The 20,730-nt window shown below is 60.6% G+C and carries 21 protein-coding genes; 5 read left to right on the top strand and 16 right to left on the bottom strand.

The window, feature by feature from the left end; genetic code table 11:
* Nucleotides 1-229: 229 nt before the first annotated feature.
* From AB1462_RS10360 to AB1462_RS10350, 3 genes are all read left to right on the top strand, one after another.
* Complete coding sequence (locus AB1462_RS10360) at nucleotides 230-511, top strand: BrnT family toxin (RefSeq protein ID WP_090402466.1); 282 nt, start codon at nucleotides 230-232, stop codon at nucleotides 509-511.
* A 3-nt stretch (nucleotides 512-514) separates the two neighbouring features.
* Nucleotides 515-862 (top strand): BrnA antitoxin family protein, encoded by a 348-nt coding sequence (locus AB1462_RS10355; protein ID WP_090402464.1) that lies wholly within the window; start codon nucleotides 515-517, stop codon nucleotides 860-862.
* Nucleotides 863-1,232: 370 nt separating this feature from the next.
* Nucleotides 1,233-1,484 carry a hypothetical protein gene (locus AB1462_RS10350; protein ID WP_259194506.1) on the top strand — a complete coding sequence of 84 codons (252 nt, stop codon included), beginning with the start codon at nucleotides 1,233-1,235 and terminating at the stop codon, nucleotides 1,482-1,484.
* Nucleotides 1,485-1,555: 71 nt separating this feature from the next.
* On the opposite strand, the gene AB1462_RS10345 is transcribed toward AB1462_RS10350, so the two are convergent.
* From AB1462_RS10345 to pstS, 6 genes are all read right to left on the bottom strand, one after another.
* Complete coding sequence (locus AB1462_RS10345) at nucleotides 1,556-2,179, bottom strand: hypothetical protein (protein ID WP_315336721.1); 624 nt, start codon at nucleotides 2,177-2,179, stop codon at nucleotides 1,556-1,558.
* Nucleotides 2,179-2,877, bottom strand: coding sequence for a hypothetical protein (locus tag AB1462_RS10340; RefSeq protein WP_259194504.1), 699 nt, complete (start codon nucleotides 2,875-2,877; stop codon nucleotides 2,179-2,181). The genes AB1462_RS10345 and AB1462_RS10340 overlap by 1 nt, the downstream gene beginning before the upstream one ends.
* Before the next feature lie 55 nt (nucleotides 2,878-2,932).
* Nucleotides 2,933-3,694, bottom strand: a complete 762-nt coding sequence (gene pstB, locus AB1462_RS10335; protein ID WP_010210300.1) for a phosphate ABC transporter ATP-binding protein PstB — start codon at nucleotides 3,692-3,694, stop codon at nucleotides 2,933-2,935.
* A gap of 76 nt (nucleotides 3,695-3,770) precedes the next feature.
* Entirely contained in the window at nucleotides 3,771-4,682 is a 912-nt protein-coding gene (gene pstA / locus AB1462_RS10330) for a phosphate ABC transporter permease PstA (protein WP_090402455.1), read from the bottom strand.
* Complete coding sequence (gene pstC / locus AB1462_RS10325) at nucleotides 4,682-5,647, bottom strand: phosphate ABC transporter permease subunit PstC (RefSeq protein ID WP_053139617.1); 966 nt, start codon at nucleotides 5,645-5,647, stop codon at nucleotides 4,682-4,684. Before pstC ends, pstA begins: the two co-directional genes overlap by 1 nt.
* A 74-nt stretch (nucleotides 5,648-5,721) precedes the next feature.
* Nucleotides 5,722-6,750 (bottom strand): phosphate ABC transporter substrate-binding protein PstS, encoded by a 1,029-nt coding sequence (gene pstS / locus AB1462_RS10320; RefSeq protein ID WP_367246682.1) that lies wholly within the window; start codon nucleotides 6,748-6,750, stop codon nucleotides 5,722-5,724.
* Nucleotides 6,751-6,937: 187 nt separating this feature from the next.
* Between pstS and ppk2 the strand changes: the two genes are divergently transcribed.
* Nucleotides 6,938-7,855 carry a polyphosphate kinase 2 gene (gene ppk2 / locus AB1462_RS10315; RefSeq protein WP_090402453.1) on the top strand — a complete coding sequence of 306 codons (918 nt, stop codon included), beginning with the start codon at nucleotides 6,938-6,940 and terminating at the stop codon, nucleotides 7,853-7,855.
* A 223-nt stretch (nucleotides 7,856-8,078) separates the two neighbouring features.
* On the opposite strand, the gene AB1462_RS10310 is transcribed toward ppk2, so the two are convergent.
* From AB1462_RS10310 to AB1462_RS10265, 10 genes are all read right to left on the bottom strand, one after another.
* Entirely contained in the window at nucleotides 8,079-9,878 is a 1,800-nt protein-coding gene (locus tag AB1462_RS10310) for a glycosyl hydrolase family 28 protein (protein WP_367246681.1), read from the bottom strand.
* A 41-nt stretch (nucleotides 9,879-9,919) separates the two neighbouring features.
* Nucleotides 9,920-10,288, bottom strand: a complete 369-nt coding sequence (locus tag AB1462_RS10305) for a 5-carboxymethyl-2-hydroxymuconate Delta-isomerase (RefSeq protein WP_367246680.1) — start codon at nucleotides 10,286-10,288, stop codon at nucleotides 9,920-9,922.
* Between the two features lie 79 nt (nucleotides 10,289-10,367).
* Complete coding sequence (gene kdgD, locus AB1462_RS10300) at nucleotides 10,368-11,279, bottom strand: 5-dehydro-4-deoxyglucarate dehydratase (protein ID WP_046035395.1); 912 nt, start codon at nucleotides 11,277-11,279, stop codon at nucleotides 10,368-10,370.
* A 199-nt stretch (nucleotides 11,280-11,478) separates the two neighbouring features.
* Entirely contained in the window at nucleotides 11,479-12,255 is a 777-nt protein-coding gene (locus AB1462_RS10295; protein ID WP_090402447.1) for an ABC transporter ATP-binding protein, read from the bottom strand.
* Nucleotides 12,256-12,266: 11 nt separating this feature from the next.
* Nucleotides 12,267-13,106, bottom strand: a complete 840-nt coding sequence (locus tag AB1462_RS10290; RefSeq protein ID WP_092488314.1) for an ABC transporter ATP-binding protein — start codon at nucleotides 13,104-13,106, stop codon at nucleotides 12,267-12,269.
* 14 nt (nucleotides 13,107-13,120) lie between these two features.
* Nucleotides 13,121-14,038 (bottom strand): ABC transporter permease, encoded by a 918-nt coding sequence (locus tag AB1462_RS10285; protein WP_090402443.1) that lies wholly within the window; start codon nucleotides 14,036-14,038, stop codon nucleotides 13,121-13,123.
* 42 nt (nucleotides 14,039-14,080) lie between these two features.
* Nucleotides 14,081-15,691: an ABC transporter substrate-binding protein gene (locus AB1462_RS10280; RefSeq protein WP_367246679.1), complete on the bottom strand. Its 1,611-nt coding sequence runs from the start codon at nucleotides 15,689-15,691 to the stop codon at nucleotides 14,081-14,083.
* Nucleotides 15,692-15,736: 45 nt separating this feature from the next.
* Nucleotides 15,737-16,774 carry an ABC transporter permease gene (locus AB1462_RS10275; RefSeq protein ID WP_367246678.1) on the bottom strand — a complete coding sequence of 346 codons (1,038 nt, stop codon included), beginning with the start codon at nucleotides 16,772-16,774 and terminating at the stop codon, nucleotides 15,737-15,739.
* Between the two features lie 20 nt (nucleotides 16,775-16,794).
* The gene (locus tag AB1462_RS10270) at nucleotides 16,795-18,405 is read right to left on the bottom strand and encodes an ABC transporter substrate-binding protein (protein ID WP_259194501.1); all 1,611 of its coding nucleotides are present in this window, start codon (nucleotides 18,403-18,405) and stop codon (nucleotides 16,795-16,797) included.
* A gap of 85 nt (nucleotides 18,406-18,490) precedes the next feature.
* Nucleotides 18,491-19,645, bottom strand: coding sequence for a mandelate racemase family protein (locus AB1462_RS10265; RefSeq protein WP_090402436.1), 1,155 nt, complete (start codon nucleotides 19,643-19,645; stop codon nucleotides 18,491-18,493).
* Between the two features lie 359 nt (nucleotides 19,646-20,004).
* On the opposite strand from AB1462_RS10265, the gene AB1462_RS10260 reads away from it, so the two are divergent.
* A complete protein-coding gene (locus tag AB1462_RS10260; RefSeq protein ID WP_315336707.1) occupies nucleotides 20,005-20,730 on the top strand; it encodes an oligogalacturonate-specific porin KdgM family protein in 726 nt (241 codons plus the stop codon).

Raw genomic sequence — 20,730 nt, 5'->3', positions numbered from 1 at the left:
TATCCGACTACTCGCCTGTTCAAGCTCGCCTCTTCTGACAATCAAAACAGAATCCTTCTACGTAACGGATTAGCCATTACGCACGGAAATATGTTGGCAACCTCAGCAAGATCGAGACCCAACTGACCGAGCGGAACATGGCAAATTCACACTACCGCTATTTATGGCTGGCCATCTTCCTGACTGACGGTTCCTTCAACCGCTTTTTCATACATATAAAGTATGCATAATGAAGACATTCAGGATTCAATACGATGAGGCAAAGAGCATCGCCAACCAGCAGAAGCACAAGGGTATAAGCCTCGCCGACGCGGAACCGGTGTTCAACGATGAGATCGCCCTGACCATACAAGACCACGATCACGATGAAGAGCGCTGGGTGACCATGGGCACTGACGCGAGGGGACGAATTTTGGTAGTGACATACACTTACCGCGATCCAAATTTCGTACGCGTTATCAGCGCCAGGCTCGCATCAAAAAATGAACGGCGCCGTTATCTGGAGGCTTGAACAATGAAAGACGAATACGATTTCACCCACGGCAAACGCGGTGCTGTCGCCAGCAACAAGGGCAAGACCCGCATCACCATCATGCTTGACGATGCGGTTATCGATGCCGCCCGTGAACGCGCAGAAAGCGCCGGTACGGGCTATCAAACCGTGATCAACAATCTGTTGCGTCAGGCGTTGATTTCGCAACAAGCACACAATCTGGCGCCCGCCCCAAAGAAGCGGGCTAAAACCCTGCAAGTTATCAACAATGGCATCAGCCTCTCTGAGGTTGAAGCGCTGGAACAGCAACTCATCGCTGTCGCTGGCGAGCTGAATCGAGTGCTGGGCACATCCAAACCAGCCGATTGACCAAGGTGCGCTGCGACTTACCCCGACTCCCACTTGAGTTGTTCACGGCCCAGCGCCCCCGTGATGTGAATCGGTATTCGTCCCAGCCGGCTCAAAATGTGGGCTCGGCTGAGGCCGGACTGTTCTCTCTGGCCGAGACAAGCGCGGGCTCGTTCAACTCCTCACCTCGCGGCCTGACGAATGGTCAAGGCACACCGCACATCCCGCAACCCGAACTAATTTGAACGATCCCGCTGCTTTATCCATCAACACTGAAGGACCTATCAGACACGAGAACGGCTCGTGTCGCTCCTATGCGAGCTACGAACCCGGCGGCCTTGATCAGGCCCCTGCAGTCTTCGCTCGCACATGACGACCTTGGGGTGAGGCCATGTCAGCGAACATGCGTGAAGCGTCGAAGCAAACCGGCTGGGAAACAGCGCTGGCCAGAAACACCGAACTGTTCTACGAGGCCGACCGCCTGGAAACGCAGGCCTACGCCATCATTGGCAGCAGCCTGGCCGATGCCGGCGCGTGGTTGCGCTTTACCGAGGCGAAACAGGTGGCGGATGCCAAGCGCACGGAGGCGTATCAGGACCTGATGCGCATTCGGCGCGGCATGGAGGCGGCACGCTCTGACTGAGGTGGCCGACTTGGGTGACGAGCGTTGAGGTGTCGCGCAGAGTACGCCGAGGATGGCCTTTGCATGGGTTTTCAGAGTGCCTCAGGCAGAAAAAACCTCCGCGCACCCTGTGTTGCTGTTTTGTGCCTGACCGGCTGCTGTCGAGCGAGCTGCGCCTGAACCTGGGCCACAGCCTCCAGCACCCGCTGTGCCCAGTTCTCGTCCTGGGGGTCCACCACCACCACGCGGAAACCGTGGTCATGGCCTTCACTGCGCACGCCTTCGGAGTCATCCACATGCAGGTCGATGTCGAAGGCCGGCGGGAATTTCGAGGGCGCGTTCGACAGGCCGTGCGCCGTCAGCGCATGGTTGTGCAGCACGCTGTTGACCACACCGTCGACGCGGATGCCGTACAGCATCAGCCAACGGCGGATATACGACGGCGTGCGACCGGACGAGGTGTAGACCCAGATGCTGCAGCCCTGGCGGCGTAGCTCGCGGGTCAGGGAGCGCGTGCCGATACGCAAGGGCTCACCCAGCCAGCGGTGCACGCAGGCCGGCAGCTGGCTTTTCTCGACGTCGCAGTGATGCAGTTGGCAGGCCAGGGTGTCGTCGATATCAAACGAAATGCGGATGCGCGGGCGCTTGACCAGCTGCATCGGGAGCACGCGCTGGAGGGCCTGCCCTACCCTGGCGAACAAGGGATAAGCGCTCATCAATGGCCCCCTTGATAGACGGGCAAGGGCTGGTCCTTGAGAAAAAACTTCATCGGATCCGGCGCCTGTTCTTCCAGGAAGGCGGCGTATTTTTTCTTGATCTTGGGCAATTCATACAACGCCTTGACTCCATGTTTGGCTGAGTTGCGGATGACCGACGAGGGGTTGAAGTAGCCCTCGGCGTTCTCCAGCGTCAGCACGAACGGCGGCAAACCTGCACGCATCAGCAAATAGCTGACGATCAGGGAGCCACTGCGGTTGTTGCCTTCGATGAACAACTGCGGCTTGCTGAGGATGCGTACATATACCCCGGCTGCACGCTTCCAGACTGATTCACTGCGGTACGCGCAGTACCAGTTGTACAAATCCTTGATGCCGCCCTCAACGTTGTTGAAGAAGTGCTCCTCGGTCGCCGCCAGGTGCTGGGCGTATTCCAGGCGGCGCGCCGGGTCGCGGCCACAGAGCACGATGGCGTTGATCTCCAGCATCAGGTTCAGTTGCTGAAGGTCAAACAGGTCGACGCCCCGCGCCACATAGTCGTCAATCAGTGCGTAGCCTTCAAGCACGTTGTGCAGCACTTCGTCGGTCAACGGGTCGCGCGGCTCGGTAAAGTCCCGGCTGAGTTCGGCAAAGCGCTGTTGCACCTCACGCAGTGCGCGTTCAATCGCGGGCAAATCAAGGCGTCGTGTTGCAGGCATTGGCATTCCCATAAGCAGTTGAAAATACGGGAGCATCCGAGCTCCCGCAGGGGCATCAGCTGAACTTGCCGCTGATGTAGTCCCCGGTCATTTGTTCACGCGGGTTCTCGAAGATCTGCGCCGTCGGGCCCATCTCCACCAGGTAGCCGGTGCGCGTGCCTTGGGAAATATCCACCGAGAAAAACGCCGTGGTGTCGGCCACACGGATGGCCTGCTGCATGTTGTGGGTCACCAGGGCGATGGTGTAGTCCTTCTTCAGCTCGACCATCAACTCCTCGACCCGGCGCGTGGCGATCGGGTCAAGCGCCGAGCAGGGTTCATCGAGCAACAGCACTTCCGGTTCGGTGGCAATGGCGCGGGCGATGCACAGGCGTTGCTGCTGGCCGCCGGAGAGCGACAGGCCGCTGACCTTGAGCTTGTCCTTGACCTCATCCCACAGCGCGGCGCCTTGCAGGGCGTGTTTGACGCGGTCGCCCAGGTCGCCTTTGTAGCGGTTCAGGCGCAGGCCGAAGGCAACGTTGTCGAAGATGCTCATCGAGAACGGGTTCGGCTGCTGGAACACCATGCCGATATAGCGGCGCACGACCACCGGGTCCACGCCCTTGCCGTAGACGTCCTGGCCGAGGAAGTGCACATGGCCCTCGAAACGGAAGCCCTTGACCAGGTCGTTCATGCGGTTGAGGCTACGCAGCACGGTACTTTTACCGCAGCCGGAAGGCCCGATGAAGCCGGTGATCTTGTTCTTTTCGATCGGCACATGGCTGTCACGCACGGCCATGAAGTTGCCGTAGAAGATCTTGTCCAGCTTGCAGTCCATGACCACAGGCGCCTGGGTGACAAACGGAGCGGCTATTTGCGCAGTTGATACGTTCAAGATTCAGATGCTCCCGTTTTCAATATTTTGGCTTGCCGAAAATACGGCTCACGATATTCACGACCAGCACGATCATTACCAGTACCAGCGACGCCGCCCATGCGAGTTCAAGCTGGTTGTCGAAGGGCATGCCGGAGAAGTTGTAGATCAGCACGGCCAGCGAGGCCGTCGGATTCATCACCGCCAGGTTGCCGTCGTGGTAGATCCAGTAGTTGCTGAACAGCGCGGTAAACAGCAGCGGCGCGGTTTCGCCTGCGGCGCGGGCCACGGCAAGCATCACGCCAGTGAGGATGGCCGGCAGGCCGGTGGGCAAGACGATTTTCCAGATCACCTGGGAGCGCGTGCAGCCCATGCCGTAGGCGGCGTCCTTCATGATCTTGGGCACCATGCGCATCGACTCCTCAGCCGTCAGCACCACGATCGGCAGCATCAGTACCGCCAGTGCCACACCACCGGCCGGGGCCGAGTAGGTGCCGGTGGTCATCACCACCAGGGCGTAGGCAAACACACCGGCGAGGATGGAAGGCAGGCCGGTGAGCATCTTCGCGGCAAAACGCGCGGCGTTCGCCAGCTTGCTGTCCGGGCCCAGTTCGGCGAGGAAGATTGCTGCCATGATGCCGACCGGCACGGCGATGGCAGCGGCAATGCCGACCATCACGAAGGTACCGGCCATCGCGTTGCCGAAACCGCCGCCGGTCTCGAAACCGGTGGGCGGTAGTTCGGTGAACACTTCCAGGCTCAGGCGCGCGCCGCCGCGCATGATCAGCATGTAGAGCACGGAAATCAGCGGCACGCTGGCCAGCAGCGCGCCCGTCCAGACCAGGGTGGTCAATACCAGGCTGCGCAGGGCACGGCCTTCGAACCGGCGCTGCAGGCTGGGCATCGCGCCGGCGGGGGATGTCAGGTCGGTTGCAGCAGTGAGATCAGTCATCACTTATTACCCCGTTGGGCGTACATCATGATCATGGAGCCGAAGATGTTCACGATCAGCGTGATCAACATCAGCACCAGTGCGGCGTACATCAGCACCTCGATCTCGTTCGGCCCGGCTTCAGGGAAGTTCAGCGCCAGCAAGGCCGCCAGGGTGTTGGCCGGTGCAAACAGCGACAGAGAAATGTTGTTGGCGTTGCCCACCAGCATGGCCAGGGCCATGGTTTCACCGAGCGCGCGGCCCAGGCCCAGCACCAGGGAACCGAAGATGCCGGTGGCGGCGGACGGCACCATCACCTTGAGAATCGCTTCCCAGTGGGTGGTACCCATGCCGTAGGCGGCCTGCTTGGTTTTCATCGGCACGGCCGTAAGCGCATCCTGCGACACGGCGGCGATGGTCGGCAGAATCATGATCGCCAGCACCAATGCTGCCGGGAGCAACCCCGGCCCGCTCAGGGACGTGCCGAAAAAGGGGATCCAGCCAAGTTCAGTGTTCAACCATGCGGTCAACGGCCGAATCGCCGGGATGACCACGTAAATGCCCCAGAGGCCGTAAACGACGCTGGGGATGGCCGCGAGCAGTTCGACGATGGTACGAAACACCGCCGCCAGCTTCGCCGGCAAAAAATCCTGAGTGAGGAAAATCGCCATGCTGACGCCGAAAACACCTGCGATCAGCAACGCGATAAAGGCACTGTAAAGCGTGCCCCAGATGGCCGGCAGAATGCCGTACTTGCCTTGGTTGACGTCCCAGACGCTGCCCAGCAGCACGTCAAAACCGTGCTTCTCCATGCCTGGCAGGGCCTTGCGGCCGACTTCGAAGACCAGGGCAAACACCAACGCCAGCACCAGAACCACGCCTATTCGCGCAAGCGCACGGAAGGTGCGGTCAACCAGGAAGTCCTTCGTAGAAGGTGGCTGGCAGGCAGAATCCGGGTTACCCGGTACGACAAACGGTGTGTTCATTGGCTAATTCCGGAACAGGGGGGTAACTCTCCCGGCAAGGCTGACAGCACCCGCCGAGAGAGGCCTCACGAGCGTTACTGGATGTTGGCAGACGCTTTGCGAACCTGATCGACCACCGATTTCGGCAGCGGGATATAGCCCATCGAGTCGGCGGTTTTCTGACCTTCGGTCAGGCTGTACTCGACCATTTCACGCATGGCCTTGGCCTTGGCCGGGTTGCCGTTGTCCTTGCGGAAGATCATCCAGGTGTAGGAGGTGATCGGGTAGGACTTGGCACCGTCCGGATCCGGCAGCCAGGCCACCAGGCTTTCCGGCATCTTCACCGCCGCCAGGGCTTCGGCACCGCTTTCGGCGTTAGGTACCACGTACTTGCCGGCCTTGTTTTGCAGCTGGGCGAAGTCAACCTTGGCCAGCTTGGCGAAGCCGTATTCGATATAGCCAATCGCGCCTGGGGTCTGGCGTACGGTGGCGGTCACACCATCGTTCTTCGGCGATTTGATGAATTTGTCGCTGGCTGGCCAGTTGACGGTGTTGCCTTCACCCAAGTCCTTCTGGAACTGTGGGTTGATGGCCGCCAAGTGCTTGGTGAAAACGGCAGTGGTACCGCTGGAGTCTGCACGCACGACCACGGTGATCGGCATATCCGGCAGTTTCAGGCCAGGGTTGGCGGCGACGATCTGCGGATCGTTCCACTTGGTGATCTTGCCCAGGAAGATGTTGGAGTACACATCGCGTGGCAACTTAAGTTCTTTAGGATTGCCCGGCAGGTTGAACGCCAGCACGATTTCGCCTGCGGTCATCGGCAGCAACTGCACGCCTTCGGCGACCTTGGCGATGTCTTCATCTTTCATCGCCGAGTCACTGGCGGCGAAGTCCACGGTTTTGTTCAGGAAGTCCTGTACACCCGCGCCACTGCCTTTGGATTGGTAGTCAACCGTGACGCCCTCGGTCTTCTTGCTGAAATCCTTGAACCAGGTGAGGTAGATCGGCGCTGGGAAACTGGCGCCAGAACCTGTCAGACGGACGTTCTCGGCAGCAAATACCGAGGTGGCACTTAGAGAAACCGCAACGGCGAGTGCAGCTGACTTCATCAGACGTTTCATTCAGGGAAATCCTTGTGATTACGGGCTCCCGGCACTTTGCAGCAGCTTTGTTACGCTTTTATGAAAATTGAGTGGCAAACCGCTATTTCGCCCCTCCTTTTCGCCACAGCCACGCATTTCGATGTAATTGGTTGGTAACAAAATGCGACTAAGACTTTGCCATCCCCCCACGACGCGAGTGCCTCCCATGTCTGCAGTAGACGACGCCTTGATCCAGCGCATCCACCGAGAGCTGCTGGATCACAGTGACGAAGAGCTGGAACTGGAATTATCCGAAGACGGGCACGACCTGAACGCGCTGTTCGATGAGCACGTCGAGGAAAGCCCGGAAAAGGCCGCGCGCAGGATTTACTTCAGCGAATTGTTCCGCCTGCAAGGCGAACTGGTGAAGCTGCAAAGCTGGGTGGTCAAGACCGGCGCCAAAGTGGTGATCCTGTTCGAGGGCCGCGATGCCGCCGGCAAGGGCGGTGTGATCAAGCGCATTACCCAGCGACTCAACCCGCGGGTCTGCCGCGTCGCCGCCCTGCCCGCCCCCAACGACCGCGAACAGACGCAATGGTACTTCCAGCGTTACGTCTCGCACCTGCCGGCGGCCGGTGAAATCGTGCTGTTCGACCGCAGTTGGTACAACCGCGCCGGCGTCGAACAAGTCATGGGTTTTTGCAACGAGGACCAGTACGAAGAGTTCTTCCGCACCGTGCCGGAGTTCGAGCGCATGCTCGCCCGCTCCGGCATCCAGCTGATCAAATACTGGTTCTCCATTTCCGACCAGGAACAGCACCTGCGCTTTCTCAGCCGCATTCACGACCCGCTCAAACAGTGGAAACTCAGCCCCATGGACCTGGAGTCGCGTCGGCGCTGGGAGGCTTACACCAAGGCCAAGGAAGTCATGCTCGAGCGCACCCACATCGCCGAAGCGCCATGGTGGGTGGTGCAGGCCGATGACAAAAAGAAAGCCCGACTCAACTGCATCCACCACCTGCTCGGGCAGATGCCTTATGAGGAAGTGGAACTGCCGGTGATCGAGCTGCCGCAACGGGTCAGGCAGGAGGACTACTCGCGCAGCCCGACGCCAGCGCAAATCATTGTGCCGCAGGTCTATTAACGTAGGACGTAATAGATTCCCCAGTGATGAGCGGGCCGTTCAGTTAACAGCGAACACCGTACCTGTGGCGAGCGGGCTTGCCCCGCGCTGGGCTGCGCAGCAGCCCCAAAACACAGGCCCGGAACTGTCTGGCACACTGCAGCGTTCTTATTGGGGCTGCTTCGCAGCCCAGCGCGGGGCAAGCCCGCTCACTACAAGGGTCCATTCACCATAACGTTTGCGCTTACGGCGCCGGCTCCACCTCCTTGAACACCAGCCCTTGGCTACCGCTGACCTGCCACGGGTTGGCATCGCCGGTCTGGCTGAAGACCACGCGGTCGAAGCGTGAGTCTTTCAGCCCGTCGATACGCGCCTTGGCCGCGCCGCGAAAACGCACACGCTCGAACACCAGGCCCTGATGGTAGGCGTTGTGCGCTGCATCGCCCTTGACCTCGATCGCCGCGCCTTGAGCATTTTCTACGCTCACGTCGCTCACCCGAACGTCCTTGAACTGCCCCGCTATGGTTGAGCGCTGATAGTCGAGCTTGGCGTTCGGGTCGTTGTAGTCGAGGGTAAAAATGAACGCCTGCTTGACGGTGTTGCGGATCGCCGAGTCGCGGAACGTCACGTTGCGCGCGCCGCCGCCCATGAAGTTGGTGCTTTTCATGCGCAACCCGGCATCGGTGCCGTCCGACACGTTGTCTTCGGCCAGGATGTTCTGGATCCAGGCACCGGTATGGCTGCCGGCGACCACCATGCCATGGCCCTTGCGGAAGTAGTTGTTGAAGATCCACGCGTCTTCCTGCGGCGGTTGATGCACGGCATCGGCACCGGTGCCGGCAGCGAAGTTCACACAGTCATCACCGGTGTCGAAGAAGTTGTTGAACACCATCGCGCCCTTGCTGTTGGCGAACTCGATGCCGTCGCCGTTGTTGGCGTCGTAGGTCTTGTGGGTGGTGTTGGCCAGCACCACGTTTTCGGTCTCCAGGTTCATGATGCCGTGGAACGCCGGGTTCACCACGGTGAAACCGCCGTAGAACACGTTCTTCACATTGCGCAGGGTAATCAGCGAGGAGCGCATCTGCCCGTAGGCATCCTTGACGTTCATGCCGCGCGCCACGGCCTGCTCCACCTGCGCCTTGGCCAGGATGCCGTCCTGGGCGTAGCGGGTATTGTCGCTGGGCAGGTAGAACGGCAGTGCCTGGCCACGCTCGTCGACGACATCGGCGTTACGCTTCCAGCCATTGCCATCGAGGGTGCCCTTGCCGACGATGCGGATGTTTTCGAATGACTGATGCTGGCGTGGATCGCGGGGCAACGCGTTGATCAGCGAGGCCGGGCGCACGGTGGTGGAATACGGGTACTGGATGTAGCCGGCCAACGGGTAATCTTCGGCGCGCTCGGAACCGAGCAGGGTCGCGCCTTCGGCGATCTCCAGGGTCATGTTGCTCTTGAGGTAGAGCGCGCCGCTTTTGTAGGTGCCTTCAGGGAGCAAGACTTTGCAACCGACGGTGCAGGCATCGATGGCGTTCTGGATCGCCTGGGTATCGAGATGACTGCCGTCGCCTTTGGCGCCGTATTTTTTCACGTCAAATACCGCCGCAACCTGAGTAGTGCGTTGCAGCACCGGGGCGCTGTCGGCGGACTCTTTGCCGTTGCCGTCCACCGAACGCACGGTGAAGCGGTACGCCGTGTCGGGCTTCAGGCCGTGGGCGGTGAAGCTGTGAATGCCAATGCGATGATGGAAGTTGGCAGTGTCTTGCCGATAAAACTGGTCGATGTAGGGTTTGGCCGGTGACACCTGGTCATTGTTGGCATTGGCGCTGCCCAGCAGCGTGCCATTAGCGTATACCCGGTAATCCTTGATGCCCGCATGCTCGGCAGGCTTTTCCCACACCAGGATGATTTGCCGGTCATCAAAAGCCAGCGTCGGTACTTGCAGTTTTGACGGGGCTTGCAGCGCCCATGCCAGCGGGCTGCATCCAAGGGCCACGAGGACCAGCGCGCAACGCACCGGGGTTGTTTTCGAGGGTTGATACGGCATGTTGTTCTCCTTGTTTTTGCCGGTATTCACACCGAGGGGCGCTACATCTGCCGCCCGGACTCTTCGAGGTATTGGCTGCGATTGACGAAGGTTTCGCGGGGCATTTCGCGCACGTCCATGGACAGCGCCTCGACCTGCGGCAGCAGTTCAATCAGGGCGCCCAGCGTCGCCGAAGCCAGGCTGCGCTGTTGTTCGGCAGTGCGCCCGGCGAACAGGTACAGGGCAACGTGCACGAAGTCATCTTGAGTGCTGCCACAGCGGTAATGGCTGAAGCCGTTGAGCCGCACCTTGATGTCGCCGGGCTTGAATACGCCGAAGCGGTCGAGGGCATCGTGTACGGTGGCCAGCAGGGTGTGTTCGCCGATGCGTTGGGCCAAGGCCGCTGGGCAATCGATGATGCAGTGGGGCATGGTGGATCCTCACAAGCAGGTTGAATGTGGGAGCTGTCGAGCTCCCACATTGATCTCCAGTGTTTTTAGAACGCCTTGTTTACTGGGCGCCCAGCGCCTTGATCAGCACGTCCAGCTGCTCCACTTCTTCAGGCAGCAAGTCGGTCAACGGCGCGCGCACCGGGCCGGCGTCGTGGCCGACCAGGCGTGCACCGGCCTTGACGATACTCACGCCATATCCTTCGCAGCGGTTGCGGATCGCCAGGTACGGCAGGAAGAAATCATCGATCAAGCGGCCCACGGTGGCGTGGTCGTCGGCGGCCACCGCGCGGTAGAAATCCATCGCGGTTTTCGGGATGAAGTTGAACACCGCCGAGGAATACACCGGCACGCCCAGGGCCTTGTAGGCCGCTGCATAGACTTCGGCGGTCGGCAGCCCGCCGAGGTAGGTCAGGCGGTCGCCGAGGCGACGACGGATCGACACCATCGATTCGACTTCACCGATACCGTCCTTGAAACCGATCAGGTTCGGGCAGCGCTCGGCCAACTGTTCCAGGCTGTCGGCATTGAGACGGCACAGGTTGCGGTTGTACACCACCACGCCGAAATCCACCGAGTTGCACACCTGCTCAACGTGGGCCACCAGGCCTTTCTGGCTGGCTTCGGTGAGGTAATGTGGCATCAGCAGAATACCGGCGGCACCGAGGCGCTCGGCTTCCTGAGCATAGGCGATAGCCTGGCGTGTAGGGCCACCGGCACCGGCGAGGATGGGCACCTGGCCTTTGCAGGTGTCCACCGCAGTCTTGATGATCTGCGTGTATTCCTTGGCTTCCAGGGAGAAGAATTCGCCGGTGCCCCCTGCCGCGAACAACGCGCTGGCGCCGTAGGGTGCCAGCCATTCCAGGCGGCGTGCATAGGTGTCGGCGCGGAAGTCACCGGCCGCGTCAAAGTCGGTAACCGGGAACGAGAGCAAGCCGGAAGACAGGACTGTTTTTAGTTCTTGTGGCGTCATGTTCGCAAACCTCAAATCGAAAAATAAAGGGAATACCTCAAGAGGTACGTCATCGTACAACTGTGCAGATGAGTTAGCTACCCTCTAAGCGCTTTTGTTTGCGCCAATATAATTTAATCAATAAAACCAGCTTATTACGTGCAAAAAACTTGAAGACACGCATCATCACTCAATCAAAGTCATACGATGACTATAGGAATCAGCCGACCTTACGCCCTACAGATTCCTGACTGAAGTCACGGCTGGCCTGCACCAGCATGCGCGTGTAGTCGTGCACGGCCTGGTCCTGACTCAGGGCCTGGCAGTCGAGCAATTCGACGATCCTGCCGTGCTGCATCACCGCCACCCGGTCGCACAAGTGAGTGACCACCCCCAGATCATGAGTGACAAGCAGATAGGTGAGTTTCTCGCGCTCGCGCAGGTCCGCCAGCAAGTTGAGGATCTCGGCCTGCACCGACACATCCAGGGCCGAGGTCGGCTCATCCAGCAACAGCACGCGGGGCTCAAGGATCAATGCGCGGGCAATCGCCACGCGTTGGCGCTGCCCACCGGACAACTGATGCGGATAGCGGAAGCGGAAGCTGTCGTTCAGGCCGACCTTGAGCAGGATCTCGTTGATCCGGTCGTCCTTGTCCCCTACCCCGTGGATGATCAGCGGTTCGCGCAGGGCGGTGTCGATGGTGTGCCGGGGGTGCAGGGAGCCATAGGGGTCCTGGAAGACCATCTGCACTTTGCGAAAGTGCTCCTTGGGAATCTTGTGCTGCAACGGCGCGCCGGCGATGCTCAGCGCCCCGTGCCAATGCCGGTATTGCCCGGCCAGGCAGCGCAGTACGGTGGTCTTGCCCGAACCGGACTCCCCCACCAGGCCGAACGATTCGCCGTCGGCGACACTCAGGCTCACATCGTGCAGCACCTGGTTGATGGCAGCGCCTGTGCCGAAGCTCAGGTTCAAGGCGTGCGCTTGGATCATGGGCATGGTCAGGTTCCTTATTGAGTCAGCCAGAGTGGATCGCGCTTAAGCACCGGCAGGTGCACGCGACGATTATCCATGCTCGGCAGCGCGGCCAGCAGGCCACGGGTGTAGGGATGCTCGGCGTATTGCAGGTCGCAGGCGGCCAGGGATTCGACGACGCGCCCGGCGTACATCACCAACACGCGGTCACAGTAGTTGCGCACCAGGTTGAGGTCGTGACTGACAAAAATCAGCCCCATCTGCTGCTGGTCCACCAGTTCTTCCAGCACGTTGAGCACTTGCTGGCGCACCGAGACATCCAGCGCCGACGTGGGCTCATCGGCAATGATCACTTCCGGACGCGTGATTACCATCATCGCGATCATGATGCGCTGGCCCATACCGCCGGACACTTCGTGCGGGTACAGGTTGTAGACCCGCTTCGGATCGCGGATATGCACCTGCTCGAGCATCTGCATGACCCGCTCGCGCGCATCACTGCGACTGGCCTTGTGGTGGGCCAGGTAGGCTTCGGCAATCTGGTCGCCCACCTTGACCACCGGGTTCAGCGAGTACTTGGGGTCTTGCATGATCATCGAGATGCGCTGGCCGCGAATCTTCTGCATTGCCTTTTCACTGGCCGAGAGCAGGTCGACCTCGCCAAACGCCATGGCCTTGGCGGTGATTTTCGCGCTGGGCGGATGCAGCTTGAGCAGGCTGCGCCCGACGGTGGACTTGCCTGAGCCGGACTCACCGACAATCGCCAGCTTCTCCCGACCCAAGGTAAAGGACACATCTCGCACGGCGTGGGTTTCTTTCTGGCCACTGACGAAGCGCACATTAAGCCCTTCGACATTCAGTTTGATGGCGGACATAAGGTGTTCTCCGATTATTCGCTGCGCGGATCAAGGATGTCCCGCAGGCCATCGCCTAACAGGTTGAAGGCCAGGCTGACCAACATGATCGCCGCCCCGGGAACCGCCACCAGCCACCAGCACTCAAGCATGTAGCGGCGCCCGGTGGAAATCATCGCGCCCCACTCCGGCAGCGGCGCCTGGGCACCCAGGCCGAGGAAGCCCAAAGCGGCCGCGGTGAGGATGATCCCGGCCATGTTCATGGTCAGGCGGATGATCACCGAGGACAGGCACATCGGCACGATATGGCGCAGGATAATCCGCGCCGGCGACGCGCCTTGCAGTTCCACGGCGACGACAAAGTCGGCGTTGCGCAGGGACAGGGTTTCAGCCCGCGCGAGCCGCGCAATCGGTGGCCAGGAAGTCAAGGCAATCGCCACCACCGCATGCTCCAGGCCAGGGCCCAGGGCAGCGATAAAGGCCAGCGCCAGGACCAGGCTGGGGAAGGAAATAAAGATGTCGGTCAGGCGCATGAACACCGTGTCGACCGCCCCGCCGAAGTAGCCCGAGACGGTGCCGATAAACAGCCCGATGGGACCGACGATCACGGTTACCAGGGCAATGATGTACAGCGTGATCCGCGAGCCATAGACCAGCCGACTGAAAATATCCCGGCCGTATTCGTCGGTGCCGAACCAGTGCGCCGAGCCCGGCGCCTGCAAGGCTGTGGCGAGGTTCTGCGCGACCGGGTCATGGGTGGCGATCCACGGCGCAAAGGCCGCGACCACCACCAATAGCAGCGCAACCAGCAGACCCGCCAGGGTCATGGGGTTACGCAACAGGTGACGCAGCACCCGCAGGCCGCTCTTGCAGAAGGCATCGAAACTGGAGCCCGGCGAGCGATCCACCGGCCGCTTCGCCGCCGTTTCGATGGAAGACAGATTGGCATTCATAAGCATCTTCTCTGTGTGAATTCTGAAGGGCCGCAGCCCCACTCAACGCTGCTTGTAGACACCCAGGTAACGGGTGGCCTCGGCATCGTCACCGCTGAAACCCTTGACGTCGGCAGCGCTGACCACGGTGTCGGTCATCTGCGAGATCATCAGGATCGGCCCCACCTGCTGGTCATAGAGCGTCTGCGCCTGGTGATACAGGCTGACCCGCTGCGCCGCATCGCGCGTCACCCCAGCCTGGTCGATCAGGCTGTTGAGCTGCGGATTGAAGAATGAAGCGCGCCAGCCCTGGAAGTTCGGCAAGCCGGCGTCATCGCTGTTGTTGGGGTTGTAGGCGAAGGTGCGCAGGCTGAAATACGGGTGCGGATAACGCTCGGCGCCGCGGGCCACGATGATCTCGAAATTGCGCGCGCGCATCGCGCCATAGACCTGGTTGCCGGTGCCGGTGACGATGCTGGCCTTGATCCCGCCCTCAGCCAGGGTCGCTTGCAGGCGCGCGGCGATGTCGATGAACGGCGGTTCCGACAGCGTGCGAATGGTGGTGTTGAAACCGTTGGGGTAACCCGCCTCGGCCAGCAGCTGTTTCGCCTTGGCCACATCCATGTGATAGCCCGGATCCGGCAAGCGCGCTTCCAGCCCCAGCTGCATCGGCTGCTGATTGAGCTTGCCGTAATACGGCATCACCTGTTCATCCAGGCCCTTGTAGTCGATCAGGTTGCGCACCGCTTCACGCACCTTAGGCTTGGCAAACTCGGGTTGCTTCATGCTCATCGCCACGTAGTACATGGTGCCGCGCGGCAATGATTGCACCTGGATCTTGTCCGAGCCGTCGATGGCGCGAATGTCCGGTGCCGCCATGCCGTAGGCCAGGTCGAGGTCGCCGCGTTCGAGCATCAGGCGCAGCGACTGGGATTCAGTCATGTGCCGCACCACCACGCGCTTGAGCTTGGCCGCGCCGCCCCAGTAGCCGTCGAAACGGGTCAGCAGCAGCGAATCGTTGGCACTCCATTTGGTCAGCACGAAGGGGCCGCTGCCCGCCTCGTTCGTCACCAGCCAGCCGGCGCCGAGGTCGCCATTTTTTTCATGCGCCAGGGCCGTCTTGCGGTCCACTACCACGGCGCTCGGCGAGATCGCCAGGGAGTCCACCAGCAGCAGCGGGTCCATGGTCTGCGGCAGGTCGATGACCAGGGTGTGGGCGTCCGTGGCGCGGATCAGCGATTGGATGTTCTCGACGCTGTAGCCGTAGGCCTTCCAGGTGGTGGCCAGGCCAAAATTGAGCTTCATCACCCGGTACAGCGACCACGCCACGTCCTCGGCGGTCAGCGGGTTGCCCGAATGGAATTTCACATCCTGGCGCAGATGAAAGGTCACCTGCTTGCCGTCTTCGCTGATGCCCCAGCGTTCGGCCAATTGCGGCAGGTGTTTTTCCGGATTGCCCTGGTCGCGCTTGATCAGCGTGTCATAGAGGTTGGCGTTGACGCCGGAGGCATCCAGGCCGGGCGCATTGGCCGGGTCGATGGAAAACAGGTTGACCATGCTCATGCCGACGATCAATTGATCGGCGGGGGTCTTGGCGCTGGCCGCTGTCATCGGCCCAAGGGCGAGTACCGCCGTCAACAGGCCAAGGTGCAGTGTTGAAAATACCGTCTTCATGCAAAATTCCTTCTTTTTATAGTTTTATCGGTACTGCGCAGTGCGTTAACGGGTACGGGGGTCGAACACCTTGTACAAGGCGTCGCTGATCAGGTTGAGCGCGACGAAAATCAAGCCGATCACCAGCACGCAGCCCATCACCGCGTTCATGTCGCCGAGCATCAGGCTGCTGGTCAGGTACTGGCCGAACCCCGGCCAGGCAAATACGGTTTCGATCAGCACCGCGCCCTCCAGCAACGAGCCATAGGCCAGCGCAACCACCGTCAGCAACTGCACGAGGATGTTGCGAAACGCATGCCCCCACACCACCTGGCGACGGGAAAGGCCCTTGACCCGCGCGGTGATGATGTACTCCTGGGACAGCTGCTCGAGCATGAAGCTGCGGGTCATGCGGCTGATATACGCCACCGAGTTCAGGCCGAGGATCAGCGCCGGCAACACGATGTGGCGCAGGGCGCTGGCGAAGGCATCCCAGTCACGTGCCAGGGTCGAGTCGATCAGCAGCAGGCCGGTGACCTCGGGCACCATGCCGTCATAGGCCAGGTCGATGCGCCCCGCTCCACCGGCCCAGCCGAGCCAGGCGTAGAACACCAGCAGCCCCATCATGCCCAGCCAGAAAATCGGCGTGGAGTAGCCGAACAAGGTGATCACCCGCGCCACGTGATCGCCGAGGCGACCCTGGTTGCTGGCCGCACAGACGCCCAGCGGCAAGCCGATCAGCACGCCGAACAGAATCGCCAGGGTGGCCAGTTCGATCGTCGCGGGGAATACGCGCAGGATGTCGTCGAGTACCGGGTGGCCGGTCAATAGCGCATTGCCGAAGTCACCGTGGAGCAGGTCATTGAGGTACAGGCCGAATTGGGCCCAGATCGGCTTGTCCAGGCCCATCGACCGGTACACCTGATCGTAGGTGGAACTGTCGGCATCCGGCCCGACTACCGCCAGCACGGGGTCGAGCGGCATGACCCGGCCGATGATGAACGTCAGGGCCAGCAGGCCGAGCAAGGTCACCAGCACCGTACCGGCACGCCGGGCTGTGTTGGACGCGCGAGCGCCCATGACAGAGGCAGTCATAACAAACATAGTGAGCTCCTGATAATCGGTCAGCGCTTCTTGTAGACGTCTTTGTAGCGCGTGGTCGCGGCGGTATGGCCCTGGAAGTCGGCCACGTCGTCGTACACCACCACGGTGTCGGTCATTTGCGAGACCGGCAAAATGGCCCCGACCTGCCGGTCGACCTGTTCCTGGATGTCGCGGTATTGGGCCAGTTGCTTGCCTGTGTCAGGCTCGACTTCCGCGCGCTCGATCAGTTGGTTCAGCTCAGGACTGTAGAAGGACGTGCGCCAGCCCTGGAAGTTGGTGAGCTTGGCTTCATCGCGGTTATCCGGGTTGTACACCAGCGTACGCAGGCTGGAGTGCGGATGCCGTTCCGCGCCGCCACCGCCGCGACCGACGATAATGTCGAAGTTGCGCTCACGCATTGCGCCGTAGATCTGGTTGCCCGTGCCGGTGATGATGCTGGCGTCGATACCGGCCTGGGCCAGGGTCGACTGCAGGTTGGAGGCAATGTTGATAAACGGCGGTTCGGCGAGCACGCGGATGGTGGTCTTGAAACCGTTCGGGTAACCGGCCTCGGCCAGCCAGGCCTTGGCCTGTTCGACGTTGAGCGTGTAACCCGGATCCGGCAGGCGCGCGGCCAGGCCCAGCGGCAGCGGCCGTTGGTTGATCACCCCGTAATGGGGCATGACGGTCTGGTTGATACCCTGGTAATCGATCAGCGCACGCACGGCCTTGCGCACGCGCGCATCGGCAAACATCGGTTGCTTCACGCTCAGGGCTACGTAGTACAGGGTGCCGCGCTGCAAGGTCTGGGTGCGGACCTTGTCGCTTTTCTGCAGGGCTTCGATGTCCGGCGCGGACATGCCTTTGGCGATGTCCAGGTCGCCGCGCTCGATCATCAGGCGCAACGACTGCGACTCGGTCATGTTGCGCATGACGATGCGCTTGAGCTTGGCCGGGCCGCCCCAGTACCCGTCGAAACGGGTCATCAGGATCACGTCGTTGGCGCGCCAGTCATTCAGCACAAATGCACCGCTGCCGGCGGCGTGAGTCACCAGCCAGGCGGCGCCCATGTCGCTGCCTTTTTGGTGCTCGAGGACTTTTTTTCGATCGAGGATGAACGCACTCGGCGAGGTCGCCAAGGTGTTGAGCACCAGCAGCGGGTCGGTCGGCCGAGGCAGCTCGATCACGAAGGTCGTGGCATCCGTGGCACGCATGTAGCGCTCGACGTTCTCGGCCGTAAAGCCATAGGCCTTCCAGGTGGAAGCCAGCGCCAGGTTGAGCTTGAGCACGCGCTGCAACGACCAGGCAACGTCTTCGGCACTCAGGTCATTGCCGGACTGGAATTTCACTCCGGTGCGCAGGTTGAAGGTCAGCGTCTTGCGGTCATCACTGACCTGCCAGCGCTCGGCCAGCGCCGGTACCAGGCGATCCGGCTGGGCGACGTCCTGCACCAGCAACATGTCATAGAGATTGGCGTTGATCTCCGACACGTCCAGCCCGGTGGCGGCCGCCGGGTCAAGGGACAGCAGGTTGATCATGCTCATGCCGACGATCAGTTGATCAGCCGGGGTTTTTGCAAAGCTTGCAGGTACAGCGGTAACGGCCAGGGCGGCGACGAACACCCGCGCCCACAGCGAAGGGAAAATGCTCATAACAAGAGTGCCTTTTTTATATTTATTCTTGTATTGGTAGGTGCTCTTGATCAGCCCGACTCATGCCGGACTGACCGTGTGCACGTCAGAAGCTTTTAAGCGTATTGGTCTCGATGAAGTTGAAATCGATGTCTTCACCCAGGCCCGGCAAGTCGGACAAGTGCACAAAACCGTCGCTGTCCATCGGGTCTACCAGACGCTTGAGGTAAGCCGGTACTTCGTCGTAATCCAGGTACGGGTGCAACAGGCCGCGCTCATACCAGGTGCAGTTCTTGATCGCGCCGACGACAGCCAGGTTGGCGGCGCCGTTGCCATGAATCTCGCAATCCATGCCGAAGGATTCAGCCAGATGCGCAACCTTCAGGCACGGCGCGATCCCACCGACGCCCGCCACACCGGCGCGCAAGATATCGCACACATCGTGCTTGACCCAACTGGCGCGGCTCAGGTGTTTACCGGACAGGGTTTCCGGGCCCAGCACCGGAATATCCAACTGCCCCGCCAGCCAGGCATAGGACTCGGCGGACTCTTCCATCATCGGCTCTTCGAACCAGGCGAAGTCGAGCTTCTCCAGCTCACGCCCGATGTACAGCGCTTCGGTGCGGCTGTACCAGTGATAACCGTCAAGCATCAGGGCGATGTCCGGCCCGACCGCTTCGCGTACCGCAGCGCAGGCCTTGACGTCGATGCGCGGGCTCGGCGCGAACGACACCGGCGGCATCCAGGTGTGCAACTTGATGGCCTTGTAGCCACGCTGCACCAGGGTCTCGGCAAAGCGCCCGTAGTCTTCAGGGGTGGCCAGGCCACCGGGCAGTTCGTCACCACACATGGTGGAGCCGTAGGCCGGCACCTTGTCGCGGAAACCACCAATCAACTTGTGCACCGGCACACCCAGTTTGCGCCCGGCCCAATCCCACAGGGCCTGCTCGACCAGCGCCAAGGCGCGGTCGGTCAACTGGCTGGCACTGCCACGCTGCCAATGCGCGAGGTCGTGCCAGATCTTTTCGCGATCGAAGGCGTTCTGCCCCACCAGCACTTTGCGCACGAAACCATCGAGCACATACGGACGGATCAGTTCGGGCGCGCCGAAGGCATAACCCTCCTGGCCGTCTTCGGTCTGGATGCGCAGCAAAGCCATCTGCGCCTGGGTGACATCACCCGGGTGCGCATGGCCGGCACTGTCCACTGCGCGGCGGGTCGGGTAGGAAAATACCTGGACGTTGACTGCTGTGATTCTCATGGACGTCGTAAGCCTTCTTATTGGATTTGTGACGGGAGTGTCGTCTGTTGCGACCGATCATAGGTCATCGTACAACACTTGAAAAGACCCAATAACCTGCCTCCCATCTGTGTACATTTTCAGCAAATCCCGACAAAACCCTTATTTTTAAAGACAACCAAGGAATAACCTGAATTGCTAAAAAGCCCTATTCACTGGGCACATATATTTCAAGATGTTTCAAAACCACCGATAACCCATAGACGAGTCGTCTTGTCGTACGATAACGTATATCGGCACCTTAGATGAGATCCATACGCAACAACGCACTGCCGTAGCAACCGTCAAACGACCCTAACAAAAACAAAAAAGAAGACCGTATGAACACCACCCTACGCACGCTCGTTACTGCCCTGACCCTCGGCCTGCCGCTGTATGTCAGCGCTGACTCTGCCAGCATCAACTACCGCCACCAGTTCACCGAGGAGGACAGCGCCCACGCTGACCGAATCAAGCTCAACTACCGCCTGGACAGTGGCCTGGGATTTGAAGCGGAAATGAAATACCGCACCGCCGGAGACCGGGAAGACGTCGCCTACGACAACATGGTCAACAACGGACACGAGTTCACCGTGAGCTACAACTACAAACTCAGCGCGCAATCGACGCTGACTCCGGCGTTCCAGATGGACAGCTCGAAAGACTCGACCACCTACAAGTTAGGCCTCAAGTACAACTACAAGATCAACGACGCCTTCTACGCCGCCACGCGCTATCGCCTGGATACCAAGAAGCTGGACCGCGATCAGGTGGACGAGGACTTGCCCGACCACATCAAGGATGACCAGACCACCCATCGTTTCGAGGGCTGGCTCGGCTACACGCCGGCCAGTAAGTGGGCGTATGAATATCAGTTCATTTACTTCAAGACTGACTACATCCGCTACGACAACAAGAAGAGCGATTACGAACAGAACCTATCTGTCAAATACAAGCTCACCAAGGAATGGGCTCCGTTCATGGAGATTGGTGATGTGAAGGTCAACTCCACGTCCGAAGACCGCCAGGCGCGGTGGCGCCTGGGCATCCAGTACAACTTCATGTAA

This window comes from Pseudomonas sp. SB113 (assembly GCF_040754745.1).
Taxonomy (GTDB): domain Bacteria; phylum Pseudomonadota; class Gammaproteobacteria; order Pseudomonadales; family Pseudomonadaceae; genus Aquipseudomonas; species Aquipseudomonas grimontii.
This window is presented reverse-complemented; position numbering and strand designations above follow the sequence as displayed.